The organism is Oryzihumus leptocrescens (assembly GCF_006716205.1).
GTDB lineage: Bacteria > Actinomycetota > Actinomycetes > Actinomycetales > Dermatophilaceae > Oryzihumus > Oryzihumus leptocrescens.
On record NZ_VFOQ01000001.1, the window covers coordinates 544,224 to 565,415 of the forward strand.

Here is a 21,192-nt window from a genome sequence, read left to right on the forward strand (position 1 = left end):
GGGCTGACGCCCCGGGAGGCGCCCGGTCCGGCGGCGGACGGGGACACGGGTGGGGCCGCGCGTCGCGGGCGAGGGCCGACGCCGACCGCCCGTGGCTGCGGGCTGGTCTTGCCGTGTTCGCCGAAGAGGTCCGCGGTCTCGGGCCCGTGCTGGATGTCGGCTGCGGCCCCGGCGCGATCACCGCTCATCTCGCCGGTCTCGGCGTCGACGTCTCGGGCGTCGACCTGTCGCCGAGGATGGTCGAGCACGCCCGGCGCCTCCACCCCGGCTTGCGGTTCGCCGTGGCATCGGCCACCGAGCTCGACCTCGAAGCAGGTTCGCTCGGCGGGATCCTCGGCTGGTGGTCCCTGTTCAACCTCCCCCGGGACGTCCTGCCCGAGGTGCTGGCGTCGTTCGCCCGTGCACTCGTCCCGGGAGGACACGCCCTGATCGGGACGCACGTCGGCGAAGGCGACCTCCCGCGGACCGAGGCTTACGGCGGGGTTCCCGTGACGTGGACGACGCACCTGTGGCAGCCCGAGCATCTCGGCGATCTCATCGTCGCAGCCGGGTTGGAGCCCACCGCGCAGCTGCAATTGGCACCAGGCGGGCCCTCGGGGAGGGCCCAGGTGTTGATCAGCGCCAGGCGCCCGCCGGAGGCCGTGCCGGGCCGGTAGCGCCAGCGGCTGCCTGAGGGTCAGACCGTGGTGCAGAGCCTGCGCTGGCCGGCCGGGGCGGTCACGTCGGCGAGCAGGCGCGTCAACGGCTCGGCCAGCTGCGTCAGCGCGGGGTCCTCGATCCTGGCGCCGGAGCGTCCGGAGGAGACGACGACCACCAGGTCGTCGGGGTGCCGGGGCTGGGTCGCGGGCGGGCGAAGGGAGGACCAGCCGACCCCTGCCGCAGCCGAGGCGATGCGGTGCATCAACGCCTCGTCCACCCGGCACCTGCCCGTCGGCTCGCCGTGCCGGCTGACCGAGGTCACCCCGTCGGTGCCGATGACGAGCCGGTCGCGGAAGCCCGCCACCCCACCCGAACGCGTCACCGTCAGGGGTGCGGACAGCGACGTGGGGGACCCGCCGGCGGCGGCGGTGGTGCTCGTCGTGGCGGGCGACGACAGCGACGAGCCGGACGTGGAGCCGCAGGCGCCGACCATGACGGTGGTGGCCAGGGCCAGGACGAGGCGCGTCAGGGGAGGCACACGGACATCATGCCGACCCGGCACCGGGGGTGCAGCCCGGCGCCGGGCGAGGGGTGTCGCTGCAGGTGAGATTGCTCCCATCGGCCCCTGCGGGGCCCACCCACGGTCCTGCACGGCATACCGCGGGACTAGGCTCCGCTCGGACAATCCCTTCGATGACGAGGATGGATTCGGCTCGTGGATCTTTTCGAGTACCAAGCGCGCGACGTGTTCGAGGCGCACGGTGTACCGGTGCTGGACGGCGCCGTCGCCGAGACTGTTGAGGAAGCCCGTGCGGCTGCGGAGACCATCGGCGCCAAGAGCGGCGGCGTGGTCGTGGTCAAGGCCCAGGTCAAGACCGGTGGCCGCGGCAAGGCCGGTGGCGTCAAGGTCGCCAAGAGCGTCGACGAGGCTGCCGCGGCGGCCGAGCAGATCCTGGGCATGGACATCAAGGGCCACACGGTCCACAAGGTGATGATCGCCCAGGGCGCGCAGATCGCGGAGGAGTACTACTTCTCGGTCCTGCTCGACCGCGCCAACCGCTCCTACCTGGCCATGGCCAGCAAGGAGGGCGGCATGGAGATCGAGCAGCTCGCCGTCGAGCGCCCCGAGGCCCTCGCCCGGATCGCGGTCGACCCGATCGTCGGGATCGACGCCGCCAAGGCCGCCGAGATCGTCGACGCCGCCGGCTTCGACGCCGACGTCAAGGACGAGATCGCCCGCGTCATCCAGAAGCTGTGGGACGTCTACCGCGAGGAGGACGCCACGCTGGTCGAGGTCAACCCGCTCGTCAAGACGGTCGACGGCTCGATCATCGCCCTCGACGGCAAGGTGACCCTGGACGGCAACGCCGACTTCCGTCACCCGGCCCACGAGGCCCTCGAGGACAAGGCCTCGGCCGACCCGCTGGAGGCGGCGGCCAAGGAGAAGGGCCTCAACTACGTCAAGCTCGACGGCTCCGTCGGCATCATCGGCAACGGCGCCGGCCTGGTCATGTCCACGCTCGACGTGGTCGCCTACGCCGGTGAGGAGTTCCCGGGCGAGCCCAAGCCGGCCAACTTCCTCGACATCGGCGGCGGCGCCTCCGCGGAGGTCATGGCCAACGGCCTGCACATCATCCTCGGCGACCCGCAGGTCAAGAGCGTCTTCGTCAACGTCTTCGGCGGCATCACCGCCTGTGACGCGGTCGCCAACGGCATCGTCGGCGCGCTGAAGGCCCTCGGCGACGAGGCCACCAAGCCGCTGGTCGTGCGTCTCGACGGCAACAACGTCGAGGAGGGCCGCCGCATCCTGGCCGAGGCCAACCACCCCCTCGTCACCATCGAGGACACCATGGACGGCGCGGCCCGCAAGGCTGCCGAGCTCGCCGCGGCGAACTGACGGAACGGGAATCTCGCAATGGCAATCTTCTTGGATGACAACAGCAAGGTCATCGTCCAGGGCATGACCGGCTCCGAGGGCATGAAGCACACCCAGCGCATGCTGACCTCGGGCACCACCATCGTCGGCGGCGTGAACCCCCGCAAGGCCGGCACCACGGTCGAGTTCGACGGCGGCGTCACCGTGCCGGTGTTCGGCTCCGTCGCCGAGGCCATGGAGGCCACCGGCGCCAACGTCTCGGTCATCTTCGTGCCCGCCGCCTTCACCAAGGCCGCGGTCGTCGAGGCCGTCGACGCGAAGATCCCGCTCGCGGTGGTCATCACCGAGGGCGTGCCGGTCAAGGACACCGCGGAGTTCTTCACCTACGCCCAGCAGGCCGGCACGACCCGCATCATCGGGCCGAACTGCCCCGGCCTGATCAGCCCCGGCAAGTCCAACGCCGGCATCATCCCCGCCGACATCTCCGGCGGCGGCCGCATCGGTCTGGTCTCCAAGTCGGGCACGCTGACCTACCAGATGATGTACGAGCTGCGGGAGTTCGGCTTCTCCTCCGCGGTCGGCATCGGCGGTGACCCGATCATCGGCACCACGCACATCGACGCCCTCGAGGCGTTCGAGGCCGACCCCGAGACCGACGCGATCGTCATGATCGGCGAGATCGGCGGCGACGCCGAGGAGCGCGCGGCGGCCTACATCAAGGAGCACGTGACCAAGCCGGTCGTCGGCTACGTCGCGGGCTTCACCGCCCCCGAGGGCAAGACCATGGGCCACGCCGGCGCCATCGTCTCCGGCTCCTCGGGCACCGCGGCCGCCAAGAAGGAGGCCCTCGAGGCCGCGGGCGTCCGGGTGGGCAAGACGCCGTCCGAGACCGCGGAGCTCATGCGCGAGATCATGAAGAACCTGGGCTGAGCCACCGTATCCACGGCAGCTCACCACGGCGGGCCGGTCACCTCCTCGAGGTGGCCGGCCCGCCGTGCTTTTCATGGTGGGGCTACTTCTGGCGGGCGAGGGAGAGCAGCCGGTCGAGCTCGCTGAACCCCTGCGAGGTCTGGCTGCGCAGGTAGAGCGTGCTCACCGCCGCGGGGGTGCCCTCGTGCACCGACACCCCGAGCCAGCCCACGGCCTTCGGTGCCCCCGGCTCGGCGCCGACGACCCGGAACAGGCCGGGGTGAGCCGGGTCCTGGGTCACCGTGACGTGGGGCACCCGGCTGCCGCAGGTGGCGATGCCGTGGGCGATCCGGTCGGCCTCCGCCCGCGCGGCGGCGGCCGAGGCGGTCAGGCGGATGCGCTGCCGGCCCAGGATGGTGCCGTCGACCTCGTCGGCGACGGTGACGATCCCGAACCGGCCCGCGGAGGAGGTCATGTCCATCGCGGTGTCCACGTCGCACTCGTGGACCTGCGCGCCACCCTCGAAGTCCGCCGTCACCGCGTGCGTGGCGTCACCACCGGAGACGCCCGGCGTGGCCCACTGGGACGCGGCCACGAACAGGCTCGCCGGCAGCAGCGGCCGGGTGCCGGCGACGGGCATCTGCTCGTCGACCGCGACGGTCGAGGGCCTGGTGGGCTCGGCGCCGCCGAGGTCGCCGCCGAGCCGGCGCTGCGCGACCGCGCCGATGTCCTGGACCTGCGACACCGTCCACCGGTGCTTCCCGCTCTCGCCCGGCTCGGTGATGGTGACGATCCCGACCTTCGAGCCGGAGTGCGTGACGACGAACCACTCGGTGCTCGCCGGACCGACGCCGCTGAACACCTTGGGCCACGCCGAGTCGGCCACGATCGACACCTTCGGAGGCTTCACCGGGGCCCCACCGCTCGAGCAGGTCAGCAGCTGGCTGACCACCGTGTCGGCCGCCCGGTCGGCGGTGGTGGCCGACGGGTTGTCGTAGACCCGCTGGTCGGCCTGCAGGCCGGGGGGCTCGGCGTTGACCGACTGGGCGTGCGCCCGGGTGCCCGGCTCGCCGACGTTGGCGCAGTCCATGACCGCACCGCCCTCGGACTCCTTGAAGTCGGCGATGACCACGGTCTCGGAGATCCCCAGCGCCCGCTGCCACTCGGCGGAGACGGGCAGGTCGCCGGGCACCGGCAACGGGACGCCGGCATCGGCAGGCGTCGTGGCGGACGTGGGCGTGGTCGTGCTCGCGCTCGACCGGCTGGTGCTGACCGCCGGGCGCAGCGAGGAGGGATGGCCCCCCAGCCCGCTGAAGCCGACGTAGCCGACGACCAGGACGGCCGCCGCTGCTGCCGCGGCCGCGGCGAGGACGGTGCGCCGGCGGCGGGCCGCGCCACGGGCCTTGACGAACCGCACGTCCGCCAGCTCGAGTGCCTCGACGTCCCGACGCAGGGTGGCCAGGGCGCCCCGCACGAGCTCGTCGTCGGCGGCGGACCAGCGGCCCGGATCCAGCTCAGCCATGGTGGTGCTCCTCTGCACGAAGGGCCTGAGCGAGCAGGGCCCGGCCGCGGTGCAGGCGCGCCTTGATGGTGCCTGCGGGGGTGTTGGTCTCGTGCGCGATCTGGTCGATGGACAGGTCGGCCAGGTAGTGCAGCGCCAGGGCCTCCCGGACCGGTTCGGGCAGCTCGCGCAGTGCGGCGAGCACCGCGACCCGGTCCTCGGTCGGCCCGTCGGTGTGCGCCTCGGCCCCGTGCCGGACGTACGCCCGCTCCTGGCCGGTCCGCTTGCGCCACGCGGAGATCGCCAGACGCCGGGCGACCGTGCGCACCCAGGCCATCGGGTCGTCATACGCGTGCACCTTGTCCCAGCGCTGCCAGGCCCGGCTGAACGCCTCCTGCGTGCAGTCCTGGGCCAGGGTCAGGTCTCCGGTCGCGACGTACACCACGTGGACGACCGAACGGGCCCCCTGCCGGTAGAACTCGTCGAACTCGCGCTCGCTGTCGCCGGCGCTGCCCTTCATCACACCTCCCGTGTCCCCCGGGTCCAACCCCCCGGCCCGGGCGGGCCGTCGGGGGACCAGACGCGGGGCACCCCTTCAAGGTTGCCGGGATCACATCCCCTTTCCAGGGAATCTGCCGGGCGCGCGGCGCGCCGACGCCCGCAGGTGCGGTCGGGGCGCGACGATTGACCCCTCATGAGTGTGCTCGACCGCCCCCGCCAGACCAGCCCCGGACCGACCACCGGAGGGCAGGGCCGTTGGGGCCTGCGGCTGCGTGCCGCCGGAGCCGGTGCCTCCGCCGCCGTGCTCGGCCTGCTCGTGGTCTGCCTGCCGAGCCTGCTGGTGTGGGTGGCCAGCCCGCAGAGCAGCGTGCCATGGACGACGGCCTTCGGGATCGGCGCGCACGTCTGGCTGCTGGCGCACACCGTGGACCTGTCCGCCGGCACGGCCACGATCTCGCTGGTGCCGCTGCTGCTGGGCCTGCTGCCGGTCTCGCTGGCCGTGGTCGCCTGCCGCCGGGTGCTGGCGCTGCTCGACGACGCCCGGCCCGCGCGCTTCCAGATGTGGGGTGCGCTGCGCAAGGACGTCGCTGACGCCGGGCTGGGCTTCACCGGCGCGTATGCCGTGACCGGCCTGCTCGTCTCGCTCACCGCGAGCAGCGCGCACGTGCGCTCCAACCCGGTCGAGAGCCTGCTGGCCACCGCGGTGGTCGCTGCGGGGTCGGTCGTCCTGGCCGTCGCCCTGGAGTTCCGCGGCGACCTGCACTCGGTGGCGCCGGACCTGGCCGACCGGCTGCGGGCGGTGCTGCCGCCGTTCGTGCGCAAGGCGTTGCGGCCGGCGCTGTGGGGAGCCGTGGCCGGGCTGCTGCTCGGCGGCGCGCTGGTCGTCGCGGTGGCCGTGGTCCACGCCCAACGCGTGGGGCAGCTCTACTCCGCCCTCGCGCCGGGGGTCGTCGGCGGCACCGTGCTCAGCCTCGTCCAGCTCCTGGCGCTGCCCAACTTCGCCCTGTGGGGGCTGTCGTGGATGGCCGGCCCGGGCTTCGCCGTGGCCAACGGGTCCGCGGTCACCTGGACCCACTCCGACCCCGGCCTGCTGCCGCTCGTCCCGGTGCTGGGGGCGCTGCCGGACCCCGGCCCGATGCCGGCGGTGCTGCGGCTCGCCGTGCTCGGGCCCGTCCTGGTCGGCGCGCTGGTGGCGTGGCGCAGCATCCGCCAGGTCACCCGGCTGGCGTCCTGGCAGGCCAAGGCCAAGGTCGCCGCGGCCGCGTGCGTGATCGCCGCGCTCCTGCTGGCGGCGGGCACCTGGGTGGCGGACGGCTCACTCGGGTCGCGTGAGCTCAGCACGGTGGGTGCCGACCCGGTGCTGGCCGGGCTGTGCCTGCTGGGCGAGATGCTGCTCGGTGCCGCCCTCGTCGTCGGCGCCTCCCAGTGGCGCGCCCACGGCTGGCAGGTCAGGCGCTGACGAGTGCTCCCACCCGGTGGTGCCTCAGCGGCTGACGCCCCACCCGCTGAGCACGCCGGTCAGCCCGTCGTAGAGGTCGGCCCGGCACTGGGCCGCGGCCGCGGAGGTGTTGGCCCCGACCATGCAGTCCTGGTAGCGCTTGGAGCTGTCGTAGAAGGCGAACGGTGCCGCCGTCGCGACGCCCATGACGACCGCGAGCACGAGCCCGGTGCTCGTCCAGGCCACCACACGGGCCGGCGCCCGGCCCCCGCTCATCGCCCGCAGGGCCCGGACCGCCTCCACGACCGAGAGCCCGAGCGGCAGCAGCGCGATCGCGGTCCACGGCAGGGGCACACCCACCCCCAGCGCGCCGACGAGCATGAGCAGACCGGCACGCCGGGCATGGGCCATGCCCGGAGGAAGGGTCCGCGGCTCCTGGCGGGTGGTCGACACGTGCTGCTCCTGGGTCGAGGTGCTGGTCCGGCCCATCGTCTCCCACCGGGCCCACTCGTCGCACAGGACCCTTGTCCATCGGTCCCGGCTCCCGACCCGCGGACGGGCGTCAGCCGCGCGCGATGCGTCGGATATCGTCTGTGCACGTGACGAGCCTGCCGGACCTCGGTGTCGTGCCCGAGCCCCGCGACATCGTCGTCCTCGTCTCCGGATCCGGCACCAACCTGCAGGCGCTGATGGACGCGATCGCCGCCGAGCCGCTCTACGGCGTGCGGATCGCCGCCGTGGGAGCCGACCGCGACGGCATCGAGGGCCTGGCCCGGGCGCAGCGTGCCGGCATCCCCACCTTCGTCTGCCGGGTCGAGGACTACCCCAGCCGCGCGGAGTGGGACGCCGCGCTGGCCGCCGAGGTCGCGGCACACGAGCCGGTGCTGGTGGTCTCGGCGGGCTTCATGAAGATCCTCGGACCGGCCTTCCTCGGGTCCGGCTTCACCACGATCAACACCCACCCCGCACTGCTGCCGGCCTTCCCCGGCGCGCACGGCGTGCGGGACGCGCTCGACTACGGCGTCAAGGTCACCGGGTGCACCTGCCACGTCGTGGACTCCGGCGTCGACACCGGCCCGATCATCGACCAGGCCGTGGTCGGGGTCGAGGACGACGACACCGTCGAGTCGCTGCACGAGCGCATCAAGGCCAGCGAGCGGTCCCTGCTCGTCGAGACCGTGGGCCGCATGGTCCGCGACGGGTTCACCATCCACCAACGAAAGGTCACCCTGGCGTGAGCACCACAGGTCAGCGTCCGATCACACGAGCCCTCATCTCCGTCTACGACAAGAGCGGGCTGGAGGATCTGGCGCGTGGCCTGCACGACGCCGGGGTCTCCCTCGTCTCCACCGGCTCCACCGCGGCACGCATCGCCGACGCCGGCGTGCCGGTGACCCGGGTGGAGGAGCTGACCGGCTTCCCCGAGTGCCTCGACGGGCGGGTCAAGACGCTGCACCCGCGCGTGCACGCCGGGATCCTCGCCGACATGGGCAACCCCGACCACGTCGCGCAGCTGGCCGAGCTGGGGGTCGAGCCGTTCGACCTGGTCGTCACCAACCTCTACCCATTCACCGACACGGTCATGTCCGGGGCCTCCCAGGAGGAGTGCATCGAGCAGATCGACATCGGCGGCCCGTCGATGGTGCGCGCGGCGGCCAAGAACCACGCCAGCGTGGCGATCGTGACCGACCCGGGGCTCTACGGCTCGGTGCTCGTGGCCGCCCGCGGCGGCGGCTTCACCCTCGAGCAGCGCAGGACGCTGGCCGCCCAGGCCTTCGTGCACACCGCGACCTACGACGTGGCCGTCGCGTCGTGGATGGGCAACGTCGTCACCGACACCTCCGACGGCACCGGCTTCCCGGCCTGGATGGGCGCCACGTGGGACAAGCAGCACGTGCTGCGCTACGGCGAGAACCCGCACCAGCGGGCGGCGTTGTACACCAACGGTTTCCAGCCCGAGCCGGGGCTGGCCCAGGCCGAGCAGCTGCACGGCAAGGAGATGTCCTACAACAACTACGTCGACGCCGACGCGGCCCGCCGCGCCGCCTACGACCACGACGCGCCCACCGTCGCGATCATCAAGCACGCCAACCCCTGCGGTATCGCGGTGGGTTCCGACCTCGCCGAGGCGCACCGCCGCGCCCACGCCTGCGACAGCGTCTCCGCCTACGGTGGCGTGATCGCGGCGAACGGCACCGTCACGGCCGAGATGGCCCGGCAGGTGGCCGACGTGTTCACCGAGGTCGTCGTGGCGCCGGACTTCGAGCCGGAGGCCCTGGAGATCCTGACCGCCAAGAAGAACATCCGGCTGCTCAAGGCCGCGGCGCCATCGCGCGGCGGGGTCGAGCTGCGCCCGATCTCCGGAGGCCTGCTGCTGCAGTCCCGCGACGCGATCGACGCCGAGGTCGAGGACGGTGGCGACGCCGCCTCGCGTTGGCGCCTGGTGGCCGGCGAGGCCGCCGACGAGGCGACCGTGGCAGACCTGGAGTTCGCGTGGCGGGCCATCCGCGCGGTGAGGTCCAACGCGATCCTGCTCGCCGACAGCGGGGCGACGGTCGGTGTGGGCATGGGCCAGGTCAACCGGGTCGACTCCTCCCGCCTGGCCGTGAGCCGGGCCGGGGAGGAGCGCGCTCGCGGGGCCGTCGCTGCCTCCGACGCGTTCTTCCCCTTCGCCGACGGCCTGCAGGTGCTGCTCGACGCCGGCGTCCGCGCGGTCGTCGCCCCCGGCGGCTCGAAGCGCGACGAGGAGGTCATCGAGGCGGCGCAGGCCGCCGGGGTGACGATGTACTTCACCGGCACCCGCCACTTCGCGCACTGAGTGCCATGACCGACCGTCTCACCGCCACCCGGAAGGACCACCGATGACCGCGATCGTCATGGACGGCAAGGCCACCCTGGCCACGATCAAGGGCGAGCTGAAGACCCGCATCGCCGCGCTGCGCGAGCAGGGCGTCGTGCCCGGGCTCGGCACCGTGCAGGTCGGTGAGGACCCGGGCAACCAGTGGTACGTCAACGCCAAGCACAAGGACTGCGCGGAGATCGGCATCGCGAGCCTCCGCCACGACCTGCCCTCGGGGACCCCTCAGGCCGAGGTCGAGGCGGTCATCGACGAGCTCAACGCCGACCCGGCGTGCACCGGCTTCCTCATCCAGCAGCCGACCGGTCTGGACGAGTTCGCCCTGCTCTCGCGGGTCGACCCGGTCAAGGACGTCGACGGCCTGCACCCGATGAACCTCGGCTGGCTGGTGCTCGGCAAGCCGGCGCCGCTGCCGTGCACCCCGAGCGGGGTGATCGAGCTGCTGCGCCGCTACGACGTGCCGATCGCCGGCGCCGAGGTGTGCGTCATCGGCCGCGGGCTCACCGTGGGTCGGCCGCTCGGCCTCATGCTGACCCGCCGCAGCGAGAACGCCACGGTGACCCTGTGCCACACCGGCACGCGTGACCTCGCGGCGCACGTGCGCCGGGCCGACATCGTCGTCGCCGCGGCCGGCGTCCCGTCCATCGTCACCGCCGACATGGTCAAGCCCGGCGCCGCCGTGCTCGACGTCGGCGTCAGCCGGGTCCCCGGCCCCGACGGCAGGCCGAAGGTGGCCGGTGACGTCGACCCCGGCGTGGCCGAGGTCGCCGGCTGGCTCACCCCCAACCCCGGCGGGGTCGGCCCGATGACCCGCGCGTGCCTGCTGACGAACGTCGTGGAGGCCGCGGAGCGGCAGGCCGCCGCCGGATGAAGCGCCTGACCTGGGTCCCGCCACGCCTGGGCGTGTGGTGGGTCGTCGCCCTCGGGCTGGTCGGCGGCCTGGCGGTGATGTTCTTCGGGTCCGTGCGCCCCGGCGGCTTCGTCTTCGCGGCGAGCCTGCTGCTGGCGGGCGCCCTGCGCCTCGTGCTGCCCGCCGGCCGGGCCGGGGGACTGGTGGTGCGCTCGCGCCTGGTCGACGCCGGCACCCTGCTCGGTCTGGGCGTGTTCGTCACGGCGATCGTGGCCACGCTGGACCTCAGCCCCCGCTAGGGCGGGGTGAGGGCCTCCCGTCCTAACGGACGAGGTCGCGTCACCACAGCGGCGGAACCGGTCCCGCCGCAAGGGGACAAGCGTGAGGTGTCCGACCTGTCCGGCCCTCGCTGCGAGGAAGAAGGTCCCCTCATGGCAGCAGCGTCCCAGCACCGGTAGCGACGCCGTGCTGGTGGAGGAGCCGGCCCGGGAGCACCGGGCCGGCGCGCGGATGAGTGCCCTGTCCGGGCTCGTGTTCGCGGTCCTGCTCGTCGTCGCCCTGGTGCTGGTCCGTCAGGGCCCGGGCCTCGGCGTGCCGGACAGCACCTACACCCGGTTCTACGCCGACGGCCACGGCAGCGTGCTGGTGACCGCCGGCCTGTATGTCGTGCCGTTCGCCGGGATCGCCTTCCTGTGGCACGTCAGCGCCACCCGCACCCTGATCGACGAGCTGGATACGGGCTGGTCTTCGTCTTCGGCGTGCGCGCCGCGGGGATGTACATCATCGCGACCACCCGCCTGGCCCGCGCGCGCGAGCTGCTGCCGCGCTGGCTGGCGGTGGTGAGCTACCTCGCCGCGACGTTCCTGCTGGTCAGCACGACGTTCCACCCCGCGATCCTGCTGATCTTCCCCGGCTGGGTGGTGCTGCTGAGCGTCGTGCTGCTGCTCGAGGCCCGCCGCCGCCCGACCGCGCCGGACCCCCTGCCCCGTCCCCACACCGTCCCCACACCGCTTGCCCCGGAGGTCCACCATGACCACGACGATCGAGCTTGACCAGATCCCCGGCCCGCACGGGCTGCCGCTGGTCGGCAACGCCTTCGACATCGACGCCCACAACCCGATCGAGGGCTTCATCGCCATGGCCGGGGAGTACGGCCCGATCTTCAAGGTGACGGTCCCCGGCAGCACCCGGCTCATGGTGTCCGGCCCCGAGCTGGTCGAGGAGATCTGCGACGACAGCCGCTTCGACAAGATCGTTGGCGGAGGCCTGGCCAACCTGCGCAACGGCGTCGTCGGGGCGGGGCTGTTCACCGCGGACACCGACGACCCGCTGTGGCACCGGGCCCACAACATCCTCATGGCGCCGTTCAGCGTCCAGGCGATGCGCGACTACATGCCGCGGATGCTCGACATCGCGGACCAGCTCATGGAGAAGTGGGCGCGGCTGAACCCGGGGGAGGAGGTCGACGTCCCGGCGGACATGACCCGGCTGACCCTCGACACCATCGCACTGTGCGGCTTCGGCTTCCGGTTCAACTCCTTCTACCGCGACACGCCGCACCCGTTCGTCCAGGCCATGGTGCGGGTGCTCGGCGAGTCCCAGGCCCGGATGCGCCAGCTGCCCCTCCAGGCCCGGCTGCGGGTGCGCGCCCAGCGCCAGCTCGAGGAGGACCAGGCGTTCATGGCCGACCTGGTCGGGCGGCTCATCGCCGAGCGCCGGGCCGAGGGCGAGGCGGCGGACACCACCGACCTGCTCGGCCGGATGATCACCGGGGTGGACAAGCAGAGCGGCGAGGGCCTGCCCGACGACAACATCCGGGCGCAGTGCATCACCTTCCTCGTCGCCGGCCACGAGACGACCTCGGGGCTGCTGTCGTTCGCGATCTACTACCTGCTCAAGAACCCGGAGGTCCTCGCGCGGGCACGCGCCGAGGTGGACGAGGTGTTCGGGGACACCGCCGCGCCCACGTTCGAGCAGGTGCACCGCCTGACCTACGTGCGCCAGGTGCTCGACGAGTCGCTGCGCCTGTGGCCGACCGCGCCGGGGTTCACGCGGGCGCCGTTCCAGGACACCGTGATCGGTGGCCGCTACGCCATCCCGGCGCACACCCCCCTGACGGTGCTCACCCCCGCCCTGCACCGGTCCACGTCCGTGTGGGGGCCGGACGCCGGGGAGTTCAACCCCGAGCACATGGCGCCCGAGCGACTGGCGGCGGTGTCCCCGGCGGTCTACAAGCCCTTCGGCACCGGGATGCGAGCCTGCATCGGCCGGCAGTTCGCCCTGCAGGAGGCCGCGTTGGTGCTGGGCATGGTCCTGCAGCGGTTCGACCTGATCGACCACCTCGACTACCAGCTGCGGACCAGGACGACGCTCACGGTGAAGCCGGACGAGTTCCACATCCAGGTGGTCCCGCGGCCGGACGTCCACCTCGCGCGCGCCACCGCCGAGCCGGGGGTTGCGGCGGGCACCCCGGCCCCGTCGGCGGCGCCGGCGCCGATGGTGGCGCGCCACGGCACGCCGCTGGCCGTGCTGTTCGGCTCCAACCTCGGCACGGCGGAGTCGCTGGCGACCCGGCTGGCGCAGGAGGGCACCGAACGCGGCTTCGACGTGACCGTCGGCTCACTCGACGACCACGTGTCGGACCTGCCGGCGGACGGCGCGACGGTGGTCGTGACCTCCTCCTACAACGGCACGCCCCCGGACAACGCCGCCGCCTTCTGCCGGTGGCTCGGCGGCGCGGACACCGACGCGGCCAAGGGCGTGGCGTTCACCGTGTTCGGCTGCGGCAACACCGAGTGGGCGGACACCTACCAGGCCGTGCCCAAGCTCGTCGACGAGCAGCTCGAGCAGCACGGCGGGCGACGCGTGCACCCGCGGGGCGAGGGCAACGCGGCCGGCGACTTCGACGCGGCATACCGCGCCTGGCACGCCAGCCTCTGGGCCGACATCGCCGGGGCGCTGGAGCTGCCCGCGGAGGTCGCGAAGGAGGCCCCGACCGGGCCGCGGCTGTCGGTGACCCTGACCAACCGGCAGGTGACCAACCCGGTGGTCGTCTCCTACCAGGCGCACCCGGCGCTGGTGCGCGAGAACCGGGAGCTGCTGCCCACCGTGGCGTCCGCCGGGCCGCCCGACCGCTCGGTCCGGCACCTCGAGGTCGCGATCCCGGCGGGGATGACCTACCGCACCGGCGACCACCTGGGTGTGCTGCCGCGCAACAGCTTCCAGGCGATCCGGCGGGTCATCGACCGGTTCGGGCTCGATGCCGGGCAGTACCTGACGATCATCCCCAACGGCGGCAGCTTCACCCACCTGCCCATCGACGAGCCGGCGCCGCTGCTGGGCGTGCTGGCCAGCTGTGTGGAGCTGCAGGACGTGGCCAGCCGGGCCGACCTGGAGGTGCTGGCCCGCTACACCGAGGACCCGGAGCAGCAGGCTGCGCTCCAGGCCATGACCCAGGACACCGAGGAGGGCCAGGCGCTCTACCGCGACCAGGTCCATGCGCGGAACCGGTCCGTCCTGGACCTGCTGGACGACTTCCCGGCCTGCCGGCTGCCGTTCGAGGTCTACCTCGAGCTGCTGCCCCCGCTGCGGCCCCGGTTCTACTCGATCTCCTCCTCGCCGCTGGTCAGCGCGGACACGGCCAGCATCACCGTCGGGCTGCTGCGCGGGCCGGCGCGATCCGGCGCCGGGGTCTACAACGGGGTCTGCTCCGGTCACCTGGCCCAGCTGCCGGTCAACGGCACCGTGTTCGTGTTCGTCCGCCAGCCGGCGATCCCGTTCCGCCCGCCGGAGAACCCCCACACGCCGATGATCATGGTCGGTGCCGGGACGGGCCTGGCGCCGTTCCGCGGGTTCCTGCAGGACCGGGCGGCCCAGCGTGAGCAGGGTGTGCCGACCGGGGACTCGCTGCTGTTCTTCGGGTGCCGCAACGCCGACCTCGACCTGCTCTACGCCGAGGAGCTGGCGGCCTGGGAGGAGCAGGGCGTGGCCCGGGTCGAGCGGTGCTACTCCGACGCCCCGGGGTCGCCACGCCGGTATGTGCAGCAAGGCATGCTCGACTGCGCCGACGAGGTCTGGGACCTGCTCCAGCGCGACGCGGTGGTGCTCGTGTGCGGCAACGCCGCGACCATCGCCCCCGGCGTCCGGGCGTCCCTGGTCAGGGTCTTCCGGGACCACACCGGCGCCGGCGAGGCCGACGGCGCCGCCTGGCTGGCGGGTCTGCGGTCCTCCGAGCGCCTGGTGGAGGACATCTGGGGTTGAGCGTCAGGGGCGGGCCGCCCGGGTGGTGAGGACCACGTCGTCGGTGGAGACGTGCACGTGCCGCTGGGTGTCCGTGACCGACCCGACGGCGTCGGCGATCTGCTCGAGGAGCAGGTTGACCCCGGCTTCCGTCGGCCTGGCCTGCGGCCACAGCGGCTGGGCGGCCGCCTCGCGCGCCCACACGGCCCCGGCGAGGGCCCCGCGGTCGAGGTGGACCATCACCGCCGGCTCCAGGCTGTGCCCAGACCAGGAGGTCAGCTTGATGACCCCGCTCCGGCTGTCGATGTGCGCCCCGGGAGCCACGGCGCCCAGCTTCTCCCGGAAGATCGTGTTCGGCTCATCGATGTGCGCTGTAGGGCTCATCGGTCCGAGGCTACGTGATCTTCCTGTCGGGGGAAGGGGGGCGTGCAGCCGCGCGGGAACCGTTGCAGGTAGTCCTGGTCCTCCGGTCCCATCTCCCAGAAGGTCCCGGCCTCGCTGACGCGGGTCACCGTCTTGCCGAGCCAATGACCCGACGCGTCGACGTCGCAGATCATCTCCTCGGCGACGTGCCGCTGCTCCGGCCTGGTGAAGAAGATCTCGGAGCGGTACAGCGAACCCACGACGCCCTCATCGAGGTCGGGCCGGTGGACCAGGAAGAACACCTCGAGCAGTCCCCGGTACGACAGCCGCGCGGGGTCGAAGACGACCTCGACGACCTCGGCATGACCGCCGTTGTCCTGCTCGGTCGGGTTGTCCTTCGCGCCGCCCATGAACCCGGTGCGGGTGGAGATGACTCCTTCGGGGTGGCGGAGCAGCTGCTGCATGATCCAGGCGCAGCCTCCTGCGAGAACCGCGGTCTCGGTGTCGTCGCCCATCTCCGCCTCCTCCCGGGACGCTTCGACCCTACGTCCGGGCATCGGGCTCATCAATGGCCTTGGCCGGCCACCATGCGGCGACGACGCCACCTACGCGGACTGCACGAGCCGTCGTGCCCGGCCCTTGGGAAGACTCGCCCGGGTCACCGGGGAGGAGAGGTTCATGACCGGCATCAGCACCCATGAGCAGCAGCAGGTCGACGCCGCGAACAGCTCCGGCAGGGTCCCTGTGGTCTTCGTCCACGGTCTCTGGCTGCTGCCGAGCAGCTGGGACCGGTGGCGGGCCCGCTTCGAGGAGGCGGGCTTCGTCACGCTCGCCCCCGGGTGGCCGGACGACCCCAACACCGTCGCCGAGGCCAAAGCCGAGCCGGACGTCCTGGCGCACAAGACCGTGGGGCAGGTCGCCGACCACTTCGAGGAGACGATCCGGGCCCTGGACCGCAAGCCGGCGGTGGTCGGGCACTCCTTCGGCGGGCTGATCACCCAGATCCTCGCCGGGCGCGGCCTGGCCCAGGTCTCGGTGGCCATCGACCCCGCACCGTTCCGCGGCGTCCTGCCGCTGCCGGTCTCGGCGCTGAAGTCCGCCTCGCCGGTCCTGGGCAACCCGGCCAACTACAGCCGGGCCGTCCCGCTGACCTACGAGCAGTTCCGCTATGCCTTCGCCAACGAGGTCGAGGAGGACGAGGCCAGGCAGCTCTACGACACGTACGCCGTGCCGGCCTCGGGCAAGCCTCTCTTCCAGGCGGCGACGGCCAACCTCAACCCGTGGACCGAGGCGAAGGTCAACAGCAGGCACCCCGATCGCGGGCCACTACTCATCGTCTCCGGCGAGAAGGACCACACCGTCCCGTGGGCGATCGCCAACGCGTCCTACAAGAAGCAGCGCCGCAACGAGGGCGTCACCGAGATCGTCGAGATCCCCGGTCGCGGGCACTCCCTGACCATCGACCACGGGTGGGGCCAGGTGGCCGACACGGTGCTGGCCTTCGTCCGGCGCTTCACCGCGCCGGCTGCGGCGGGCTGAGACGCCGGCCCTCAGGCCGAGGGCACAGGTTCGTCCCTCTTGACGCACCTGCGGGCCTGTGTCGGACGGGACGGACCTGTGCGCGGGACGCCCGGTGACCACCCGGCACACGGGGTCCGGACACGGCGCGGCCCCCTCCACCGACGGTGGAGGGGGCCGCGCTGTCTGCGGGTGGCTCAGATGAGGCCGAGCTCCTTGACCGCGTCGCGCTCCTCGACCAGCTCAGCGGCCGTGGCGTCCATCCGGGCGCGGGAGAACTCGTCGACCTCCAGGCCTTCGACGATCTCCCAGTCGCCGCCCTTGGTGACGACGGGGTAGGAGTAGATGAGGCCCTCCGGCACGCCGTACTCGCCCTGGGAGCGGACCGCCATGGAGACCCAGTCGCCCTCGGGGCTGCCCTGGATCCAGTTGCGGGCGGCGTCGATCGTGGCCGACGCGGCGGAGGCGGCCGAGGAGGAGCCCCGCGCCTCGATGATCGCGGCGCCGCGCTTGGCGACGGTCGGGATGAAGTCGTTCTCGATCCACGCCTGGTCGCCGACGACCTCGGCGGCGTTCTTGCCGTTGATCTCCGCGTGGAAGATGTCGGGGTACTGGGTGGCCGAGTGGTTGCCCCAGATCGTCATCTTCCTGATGTCGGTGACCCTGGCGCCGGTCTTGGCCGCGAGCTGGGAGAGCGCGCGGTTGTGGTCCAGGCGGGTCAGCGCGGAGAAGCGCTCCTGCGGGATGTCGGGGGCGTTGTGCATCGCGATGAGCGCGTTGGTGTTGGCCGGGTTGCCGGTCACGCCGATGCGGATGTCGTCCGCGGCAACCTCGTTGAGCGCCTTGCCCTGCGCGGTGAAGATCGCGCCGTTGGCCTCGAGCAGGTCGCCGCGCTCCATGCCCTTGGTGCGCGGGCGGGCGCCGACGAGCAGCGCGAGGTTGGCCCCGTTGAAGATGGTGGTGGCGTCGTCGCCGATCTCGACGCCGGCCAGGGTCGGGAACGCGCAGTCGTCGAGCTCCATGACGACGCCCTCGAGGGCCTTGAGCGCGGGGGTGATCTCCAGCAGCCGCAGCTCGACCGGGGTCTCCGGGCCGAACAGGGCACCGCTGGCGATGCGGAAGAGCAGGCTGTAGCCGATCTGGCCGGCGGCGCCGGTGACGGCGACCTTGACGGGGGTAGTGCTCACGGGGAGAGGCCCTCCAGGCTCACGGAAGTGGATACGTGGCGACGTTAGCAGTGCTCAGCGGCGTGTCGGTCCGCTGGTCGGCCCCCTGTGACGCACCAGACGGTATGCCGTGTGGCCGGCTGCGTGGGCCGCCCGCCGGGTCAGGCCGGGTGCGGCAGGCCGGTGACCTCGACCTCCTCGCGGTGCACCCCGGTGAGCACGGCGTAGGTTGCACCGGCGATCGCGGCGCCCACCAGCGGGGCCACCCAGAAGAGCCACAGCTGGCCGACCGCGCCGTTGGCGTTGAAGAAGGCCACGCCGGTCGAGCGGGCCGGGTTGACCGAGGTGTTGGTGACCGGGATCGAGATGAGGTGGATCAGCGTCAGCGACAGGCCGATGGCCAGCGGCGCGAACCCGATCGGGGCCCGGGTGTCCGTGGCGCCGAGGATGACGTAGAGGAAGAACGCGGTCATGACGACCTCGATGAGGGCGCACGCGAGCAGCGAGTAGCCGCCGGGGGAGTGGACCCCGTAGCCGTTGGCGGCCAGGTGGCCGGTGCGGACGAAGCCGGGCTTGCCGTTCGCGATGATCGTCAGCACGCCACCGGCGACCAGGCCGGCGAAGACCTGGGTGATGACGTAGGCGGGCACGTCCCGCCATGGGAACCGGCGGGCCACGGCCAGTCCGACGGTGACGGCGGGGTTGAAGTGTGCGCCGGAGATGTGGCCCACGGCGTAGGCCATCGTGAGCACGGTCAGGCCGAACGCGAGGGCGACCCCCAGGAAGCCGATGTTGACCTGCGTCCGGGTGGGCGAGGCGAACGTCGCGGCGAGGACGGCGCTGCCGCAGCCGCCGAGCACGAGCCAGAACGTGCCCAGGAACTCCGCGGCGAGCTTGTGCGTGGTGAGCGGCGGGCGGGTGGAGGTGGTCATGGCGCCTTCCCGGGTCCGGCGGCCGCGCCGGCCGCGTGGATACGTGCCGTCCACCGCAGCACGGAAGCCCCGCGCCCGCCTCAGCCAGACGGCGCAGGCGCCCGGTCCGGACGCACCGGGGCCCGGCACCCCGTGACGGTGTGCCGGGCCCCGGTGGGAGCGCGCTGCTCGGTCAGCCGGCCTGGGCGACCGCGGCCAGGGCGGCGTTGAACGTCGCCGACGGGCGCATCACGGCCGAGGCCCTGGCCGGGTCGGGGCGGTAGTAGCCGCCGATGTCGGCCGGGTGGCCCTGGACGGCGACCAGCTCGGCGGCAATGGCCTCCTCGCCGGAGGTCAGCGACTGCGCGATCGGCCCGAACGCCGCCGCCAGGTCGGTGTCCTCGCCCTGCCGGGCCAGCTCGTCGGCCCAGTACATCGCCAGGTAGAAGTGGCTGCCCCGGTTGTCGATCTGGCCGACCTTGCGGGCCGGGCCCTTGTTCTCGTTGAGCAGCCGCTCGGTGGCGCGGTCGAGGGTGTCGGCCAGCACCAGGGCGCGCGCGTTGTCGGTGGTCGTGGCCATGTGCCGCAGGCTCTCGGCCAGGGCCAGGAACTCCCCGAGGCTGTCCCAGCGCAGGTAGTTCTCCGTGACGAGCTGCTGCACGTGCTTGGGGGCCGAGCCGCCGGCGCCGGTCTCGAACAGGCCGCCGCCGTTCATCAGCGGGACCACCGAGAGCATCTTGGCGCTGGTGCCGAGCTCGAGGATCGGGAACAGGTCGGTGTTGTAGTCACGCAGCACGTTGCCGGTCACCGAGATGGTGTCCTCGCCGCGGCGGATGCGCTCCACGGAGAGCTTGGCCGCCTCGACCGGGGACATGATGCGGATGTCCAGGCCGTCGGTGTCGTGCTCGGGCAGGTAGGCCTCGACCTTGGCGATGAGGTTGGCGTCGTGCGCCCGGGTCGGGTCCAGCCAGAAGACCGCCGGGGTCCGGGAGGCGCGGGCGCGGGTGACGGCCAGCTTGACCCAGTCGCGGATCGGGGCGTCCTTGGTCTGGCAGGCGCGCCAGATGTCACCGGCCTCGACCTCGTGCGAGATGAGCACCTCGCCGGCGGCGTTGACGACCTCGACGCGGCCCGCCTCGGCGATCTCGAAGGTCTTGTCGTGGCTGCCGTACTCCTCGGCCTTCTGCGCCATGAGGCCCACGTTGGGCACCGAGCCCATGGTGGTCGGGTCGTAGGCGCCGTGGGCGCGGCAGTCCTCGATGACGGCCTGGTAGACGCCGGCGTAGGAGCTGTCGGGGATGACGGCCAGGGTGTCGTGCTCCTGCCCGTCCGGGCCCCACATGTGGCCGGAGGTGCGGATCATCGCCGGCATCGAGGCGTCGACGATGACGTCGCTCGGCACGTGCAGGTTGGTGATGCCCTTGTCGGAGTTGACCATCGCCAGGCGGGGGCCGTCGGCCAGGCCCTTCTCGATGGCGGCGCGGACCTCGTCGCGCACGCCCTCGGGCAGCGCGTCCAGGCCGTCGAGGATCGAGCCGAGCCCGTTGTTCGGGGACAGGCCCGCGGCGGCGAGCTGCTCGCCGTACGTCGCGAACACCTCGGGCAGGAATGCGCGGACGACGTGGCCGAAGATGATCGGGTCGGAGACCTTCATCATCGTGGCCTTGAGGTGGACCGAGAACAGCACGTCCTCGGCCTTGGCGCGGGCGACCTGCTCCTTGAGGAAGGCGTCCAGCGCGGCGGCGCGCATGACCGTGGCGTCCACGACCTCGCCCTCGAGCACCTTCAGGCCGTCCTTGAGCACGGTGGTGCCGGCGTCGGTCACGAGCCGGATGGTCAGGGTGTCCGCGGCGGGCAGGACGACCGACTGCTCGTTGGAGCGGAAGTCGTCAGCGCCCATGGTCGCGACGTTGGTCTTGGAGTCGGCCGACCAGGCACCCATCGAGTGCGGGTGCTTGCGCGCGTAGTTCTTCACGGCGGCGGGCGCCCGGCGGTCGGAGTTGCCCTCGCGCAGCACGGGGTTGACGGCGCTGCCCTTGACGCTGTCGTAGCGGGCGCGGGCGTCGCGCTCGGCGTCGGTGCGCGGGTCGTCGGGGTAGTCGGGCAGGTCGTAGCCCTGAGCCTTGAGCTCGGCGATCGCGGCCTTGAGCTGCGGCACCGACGCCGAGATGTTCGGCAGCTTGATGATGTTGGCCTCGGGGGTCTTGGCGAGCTCGCCGAGCTCGGCGAGGGCGTCGCCCACCCGCTGCTCCTGCGGCAGCTGGTCGTCGAACGCGGCGATGATGCGCCCACCCAGCGAGATGTCGCGGGTCTCGACGTCGACACCCGCCGTCGCTGCGAAGGCCTCGATGACCGGCAGGAACGAGTAGGTCGCCAGCATCGGCGCCTCGTCGGTGAGGGTGTAGATGATCTTGGCCATGAAGG

General features: G+C 72.6%; 21 protein-coding genes. 12 read left to right on the forward strand and 9 right to left on the reverse strand.

What is annotated here, in order from left to right; all coding sequences use genetic code 11:
- Window positions 1–113 precede the first annotated feature (113 nt).
- Window positions 114–656, forward strand: coding sequence for a class I SAM-dependent methyltransferase (locus tag FB474_RS02665; RefSeq protein WP_246092010.1), 543 nt, complete (start codon window positions 114–116; stop codon window positions 654–656).
- 20 nt (window positions 657–676) lie between these two features.
- Here the strand turns inward: FB474_RS02665 and FB474_RS02670 are convergent, their stop codons facing one another.
- The gene (locus FB474_RS02670) at window positions 677–1,177 is read right to left on the reverse strand and encodes a hypothetical protein (protein ID WP_141787250.1); all 501 of its coding nucleotides are present in this window, start codon (window positions 1,175–1,177) and stop codon (window positions 677–679) included.
- Between the two features lie 177 nt (window positions 1,178–1,354).
- Between FB474_RS02670 and sucC the strand changes: the two genes are divergently transcribed.
- Together sucC and sucD are read left to right on the forward strand one after the other, a co-directional pair.
- A complete protein-coding gene (gene sucC / locus FB474_RS02675) occupies window positions 1,355–2,536 on the forward strand; it encodes an ADP-forming succinate--CoA ligase subunit beta (protein WP_141787251.1) in 1,182 nt (393 codons plus the stop codon).
- An 18-nt stretch (window positions 2,537–2,554) separates the two neighbouring features.
- On the forward strand, window positions 2,555–3,445 hold the full coding sequence (gene sucD, locus FB474_RS02680) for a succinate--CoA ligase subunit alpha (protein ID WP_141787252.1): 891 nt from the start codon (window positions 2,555–2,557) through the stop codon (window positions 3,443–3,445).
- Between the two features lie 82 nt (window positions 3,446–3,527).
- Here the strand turns inward: sucD and FB474_RS02685 are convergent, their stop codons facing one another.
- Window positions 3,528–4,946, reverse strand: coding sequence for a hypothetical protein (locus FB474_RS02685; protein ID WP_141787253.1), 1,419 nt, complete (start codon window positions 4,944–4,946; stop codon window positions 3,528–3,530).
- Window positions 4,939–5,445, reverse strand: coding sequence for a SigE family RNA polymerase sigma factor (locus FB474_RS02690; RefSeq protein WP_141787254.1), 507 nt, complete (start codon window positions 5,443–5,445; stop codon window positions 4,939–4,941). Before FB474_RS02690 ends, FB474_RS02685 begins: the two co-directional genes overlap by 8 nt.
- A gap of 174 nt (window positions 5,446–5,619) precedes the next feature.
- Between FB474_RS02690 and FB474_RS02695 the strand changes: the two genes are divergently transcribed.
- Window positions 5,620–6,885: a cell division protein PerM gene (locus tag FB474_RS02695; protein WP_141787255.1), complete on the forward strand. Its 1,266-nt coding sequence runs from the start codon at window positions 5,620–5,622 to the stop codon at window positions 6,883–6,885.
- A gap of 24 nt (window positions 6,886–6,909) precedes the next feature.
- Here the strand turns inward: FB474_RS02695 and FB474_RS02700 are convergent, their stop codons facing one another.
- Window positions 6,910–7,353: a hypothetical protein gene (locus FB474_RS02700; RefSeq protein WP_141787256.1), complete on the reverse strand. Its 444-nt coding sequence runs from the start codon at window positions 7,351–7,353 to the stop codon at window positions 6,910–6,912.
- 110 nt (window positions 7,354–7,463) lie between these two features.
- On the opposite strand from FB474_RS02700, the gene purN reads away from it, so the two are divergent.
- The 7 genes from purN to FB474_RS02735 all read left to right on the forward strand — a co-directional run bounded on the left by purN (window position 7,464) and on the right by FB474_RS02735 (window position 14,831).
- Complete coding sequence (gene purN / locus FB474_RS02705; RefSeq protein ID WP_281286286.1) at window positions 7,464–8,102, forward strand: phosphoribosylglycinamide formyltransferase; 639 nt, start codon at window positions 7,464–7,466, stop codon at window positions 8,100–8,102.
- The gene (purH, locus tag FB474_RS02710; protein ID WP_141787258.1) at window positions 8,099–9,682 is read left to right on the forward strand and encodes a bifunctional phosphoribosylaminoimidazolecarboxamide formyltransferase/IMP cyclohydrolase; all 1,584 of its coding nucleotides are present in this window, start codon (window positions 8,099–8,101) and stop codon (window positions 9,680–9,682) included. The genes purN and purH overlap by 4 nt, the downstream gene beginning before the upstream one ends.
- Window positions 9,683–9,725: 43 nt before the next feature.
- Window positions 9,726–10,592, forward strand: coding sequence for a bifunctional methylenetetrahydrofolate dehydrogenase/methenyltetrahydrofolate cyclohydrolase (locus FB474_RS02715; protein ID WP_141787259.1), 867 nt, complete (start codon window positions 9,726–9,728; stop codon window positions 10,590–10,592).
- The gene (locus FB474_RS02720; protein ID WP_141787260.1) at window positions 10,589–10,870 is read left to right on the forward strand and encodes a DUF3017 domain-containing protein; all 282 of its coding nucleotides are present in this window, start codon (window positions 10,589–10,591) and stop codon (window positions 10,868–10,870) included. The genes FB474_RS02715 and FB474_RS02720 overlap by 4 nt, the downstream gene beginning before the upstream one ends.
- A gap of 82 nt (window positions 10,871–10,952) precedes the next feature.
- A complete protein-coding gene (locus FB474_RS02725; RefSeq protein WP_141787261.1) occupies window positions 10,953–11,414 on the forward strand; it encodes a hypothetical protein in 462 nt (153 codons plus the stop codon).
- Complete coding sequence (locus FB474_RS02730) at window positions 11,411–11,623, forward strand: hypothetical protein (RefSeq protein WP_141787262.1); 213 nt, start codon at window positions 11,411–11,413, stop codon at window positions 11,621–11,623. The genes FB474_RS02725 and FB474_RS02730 overlap by 4 nt, the downstream gene beginning before the upstream one ends.
- Window positions 11,601–14,831, forward strand: coding sequence for a bifunctional cytochrome P450/NADPH--P450 reductase (locus tag FB474_RS02735; protein WP_141787263.1), 3,231 nt, complete (start codon window positions 11,601–11,603; stop codon window positions 14,829–14,831). The genes FB474_RS02730 and FB474_RS02735 overlap by 23 nt, the downstream gene beginning before the upstream one ends.
- A 3-nt stretch (window positions 14,832–14,834) precedes the next feature.
- On the opposite strand, the gene FB474_RS02740 is transcribed toward FB474_RS02735, so the two are convergent.
- On the reverse strand, window positions 14,835–15,194 hold the full coding sequence (locus FB474_RS02740) for a hypothetical protein (protein ID WP_141787264.1): 360 nt from the start codon (window positions 15,192–15,194) through the stop codon (window positions 14,835–14,837).
- Window positions 15,191–15,688, reverse strand: coding sequence for a peptide-methionine (S)-S-oxide reductase MsrA (locus FB474_RS02745; protein ID WP_141787265.1), 498 nt, complete (start codon window positions 15,686–15,688; stop codon window positions 15,191–15,193). The genes FB474_RS02740 and FB474_RS02745 overlap by 4 nt, the downstream gene beginning before the upstream one ends.
- Before the next feature lie 163 nt (window positions 15,689–15,851).
- Here FB474_RS02745 and FB474_RS02750 point away from each other — a divergent pair, with 163 nt between their 5' ends.
- The gene (locus tag FB474_RS02750) at window positions 15,852–16,712 is read left to right on the forward strand and encodes an alpha/beta hydrolase (RefSeq protein ID WP_141787266.1); all 861 of its coding nucleotides are present in this window, start codon (window positions 15,852–15,854) and stop codon (window positions 16,710–16,712) included.
- 176 nt (window positions 16,713–16,888) lie between these two features.
- Here FB474_RS02750 and FB474_RS02755 read toward each other — a convergent pair whose 3' ends face one another.
- From FB474_RS02755 to FB474_RS02765, 3 genes are all read right to left on the reverse strand, one after another.
- Window positions 16,889–17,878 (reverse strand): malate dehydrogenase, encoded by a 990-nt coding sequence (locus FB474_RS02755; protein ID WP_141787267.1) that lies wholly within the window; start codon window positions 17,876–17,878, stop codon window positions 16,889–16,891.
- A gap of 140 nt (window positions 17,879–18,018) precedes the next feature.
- Window positions 18,019–18,789, reverse strand: coding sequence for an aquaporin Z (aqpZ, locus tag FB474_RS02760; RefSeq protein ID WP_141787268.1), 771 nt, complete (start codon window positions 18,787–18,789; stop codon window positions 18,019–18,021).
- A 172-nt stretch (window positions 18,790–18,961) separates the two neighbouring features.
- Entirely contained in the window at window positions 18,962–21,187 is a 2,226-nt protein-coding gene (locus tag FB474_RS02765) for an NADP-dependent isocitrate dehydrogenase (RefSeq protein ID WP_141787269.1), read from the reverse strand.
- Window positions 21,188–21,192: the final 5 nt, after the last annotated feature.

Coding starts and splice junctions, on each gene's coding strand:
- FB474_RS02695 (WP_141787255.1), top strand. CDS start 5,620: ATGAGTGTGCTCGACCGCCCCCGCCAGACCAGCCCCGGACCGACCACC.
- FB474_RS02765 (WP_141787269.1), bottom strand. CDS start 21,187: ATGGCCAAGATCATCTACACCCTCACCGACGAGGCGCCGATGCTGGCG.
- sucD (WP_141787252.1), top strand. CDS start 2,555: ATGGCAATCTTCTTGGATGACAACAGCAAGGTCATCGTCCAGGGCATG.
- aqpZ (WP_141787268.1), bottom strand. CDS start 18,789: ATGACCACCTCCACCCGCCCGCCGCTCACCACGCACAAGCTCGCCGCG.
- FB474_RS02685 (WP_141787253.1), bottom strand. CDS start 4,946: ATGGCTGAGCTGGATCCGGGCCGCTGGTCCGCCGCCGACGACGAGCTC.
- FB474_RS02750 (WP_141787266.1), top strand. CDS start 15,852: ATGACCGGCATCAGCACCCATGAGCAGCAGCAGGTCGACGCCGCGAAC.
- FB474_RS02715 (WP_141787259.1), top strand. CDS start 9,726: ATGACCGCGATCGTCATGGACGGCAAGGCCACCCTGGCCACGATCAAG.
- FB474_RS02700 (WP_141787256.1), bottom strand. CDS start 7,353: ATGGGCCGGACCAGCACCTCGACCCAGGAGCAGCACGTGTCGACCACC.
- FB474_RS02690 (WP_141787254.1), bottom strand. CDS start 5,445: ATGAAGGGCAGCGCCGGCGACAGCGAGCGCGAGTTCGACGAGTTCTAC.
- FB474_RS02735 (WP_141787263.1), top strand. CDS start 11,601: ATGACCACGACGATCGAGCTTGACCAGATCCCCGGCCCGCACGGGCTG.
- FB474_RS02745 (WP_141787265.1), bottom strand. CDS start 15,688: ATGGGCGACGACACCGAGACCGCGGTTCTCGCAGGAGGCTGCGCCTGG.
- FB474_RS02740 (WP_141787264.1), bottom strand. CDS start 15,194: ATGAGCCCTACAGCGCACATCGATGAGCCGAACACGATCTTCCGGGAG.
- FB474_RS02720 (WP_141787260.1), top strand. CDS start 10,589: ATGAAGCGCCTGACCTGGGTCCCGCCACGCCTGGGCGTGTGGTGGGTC.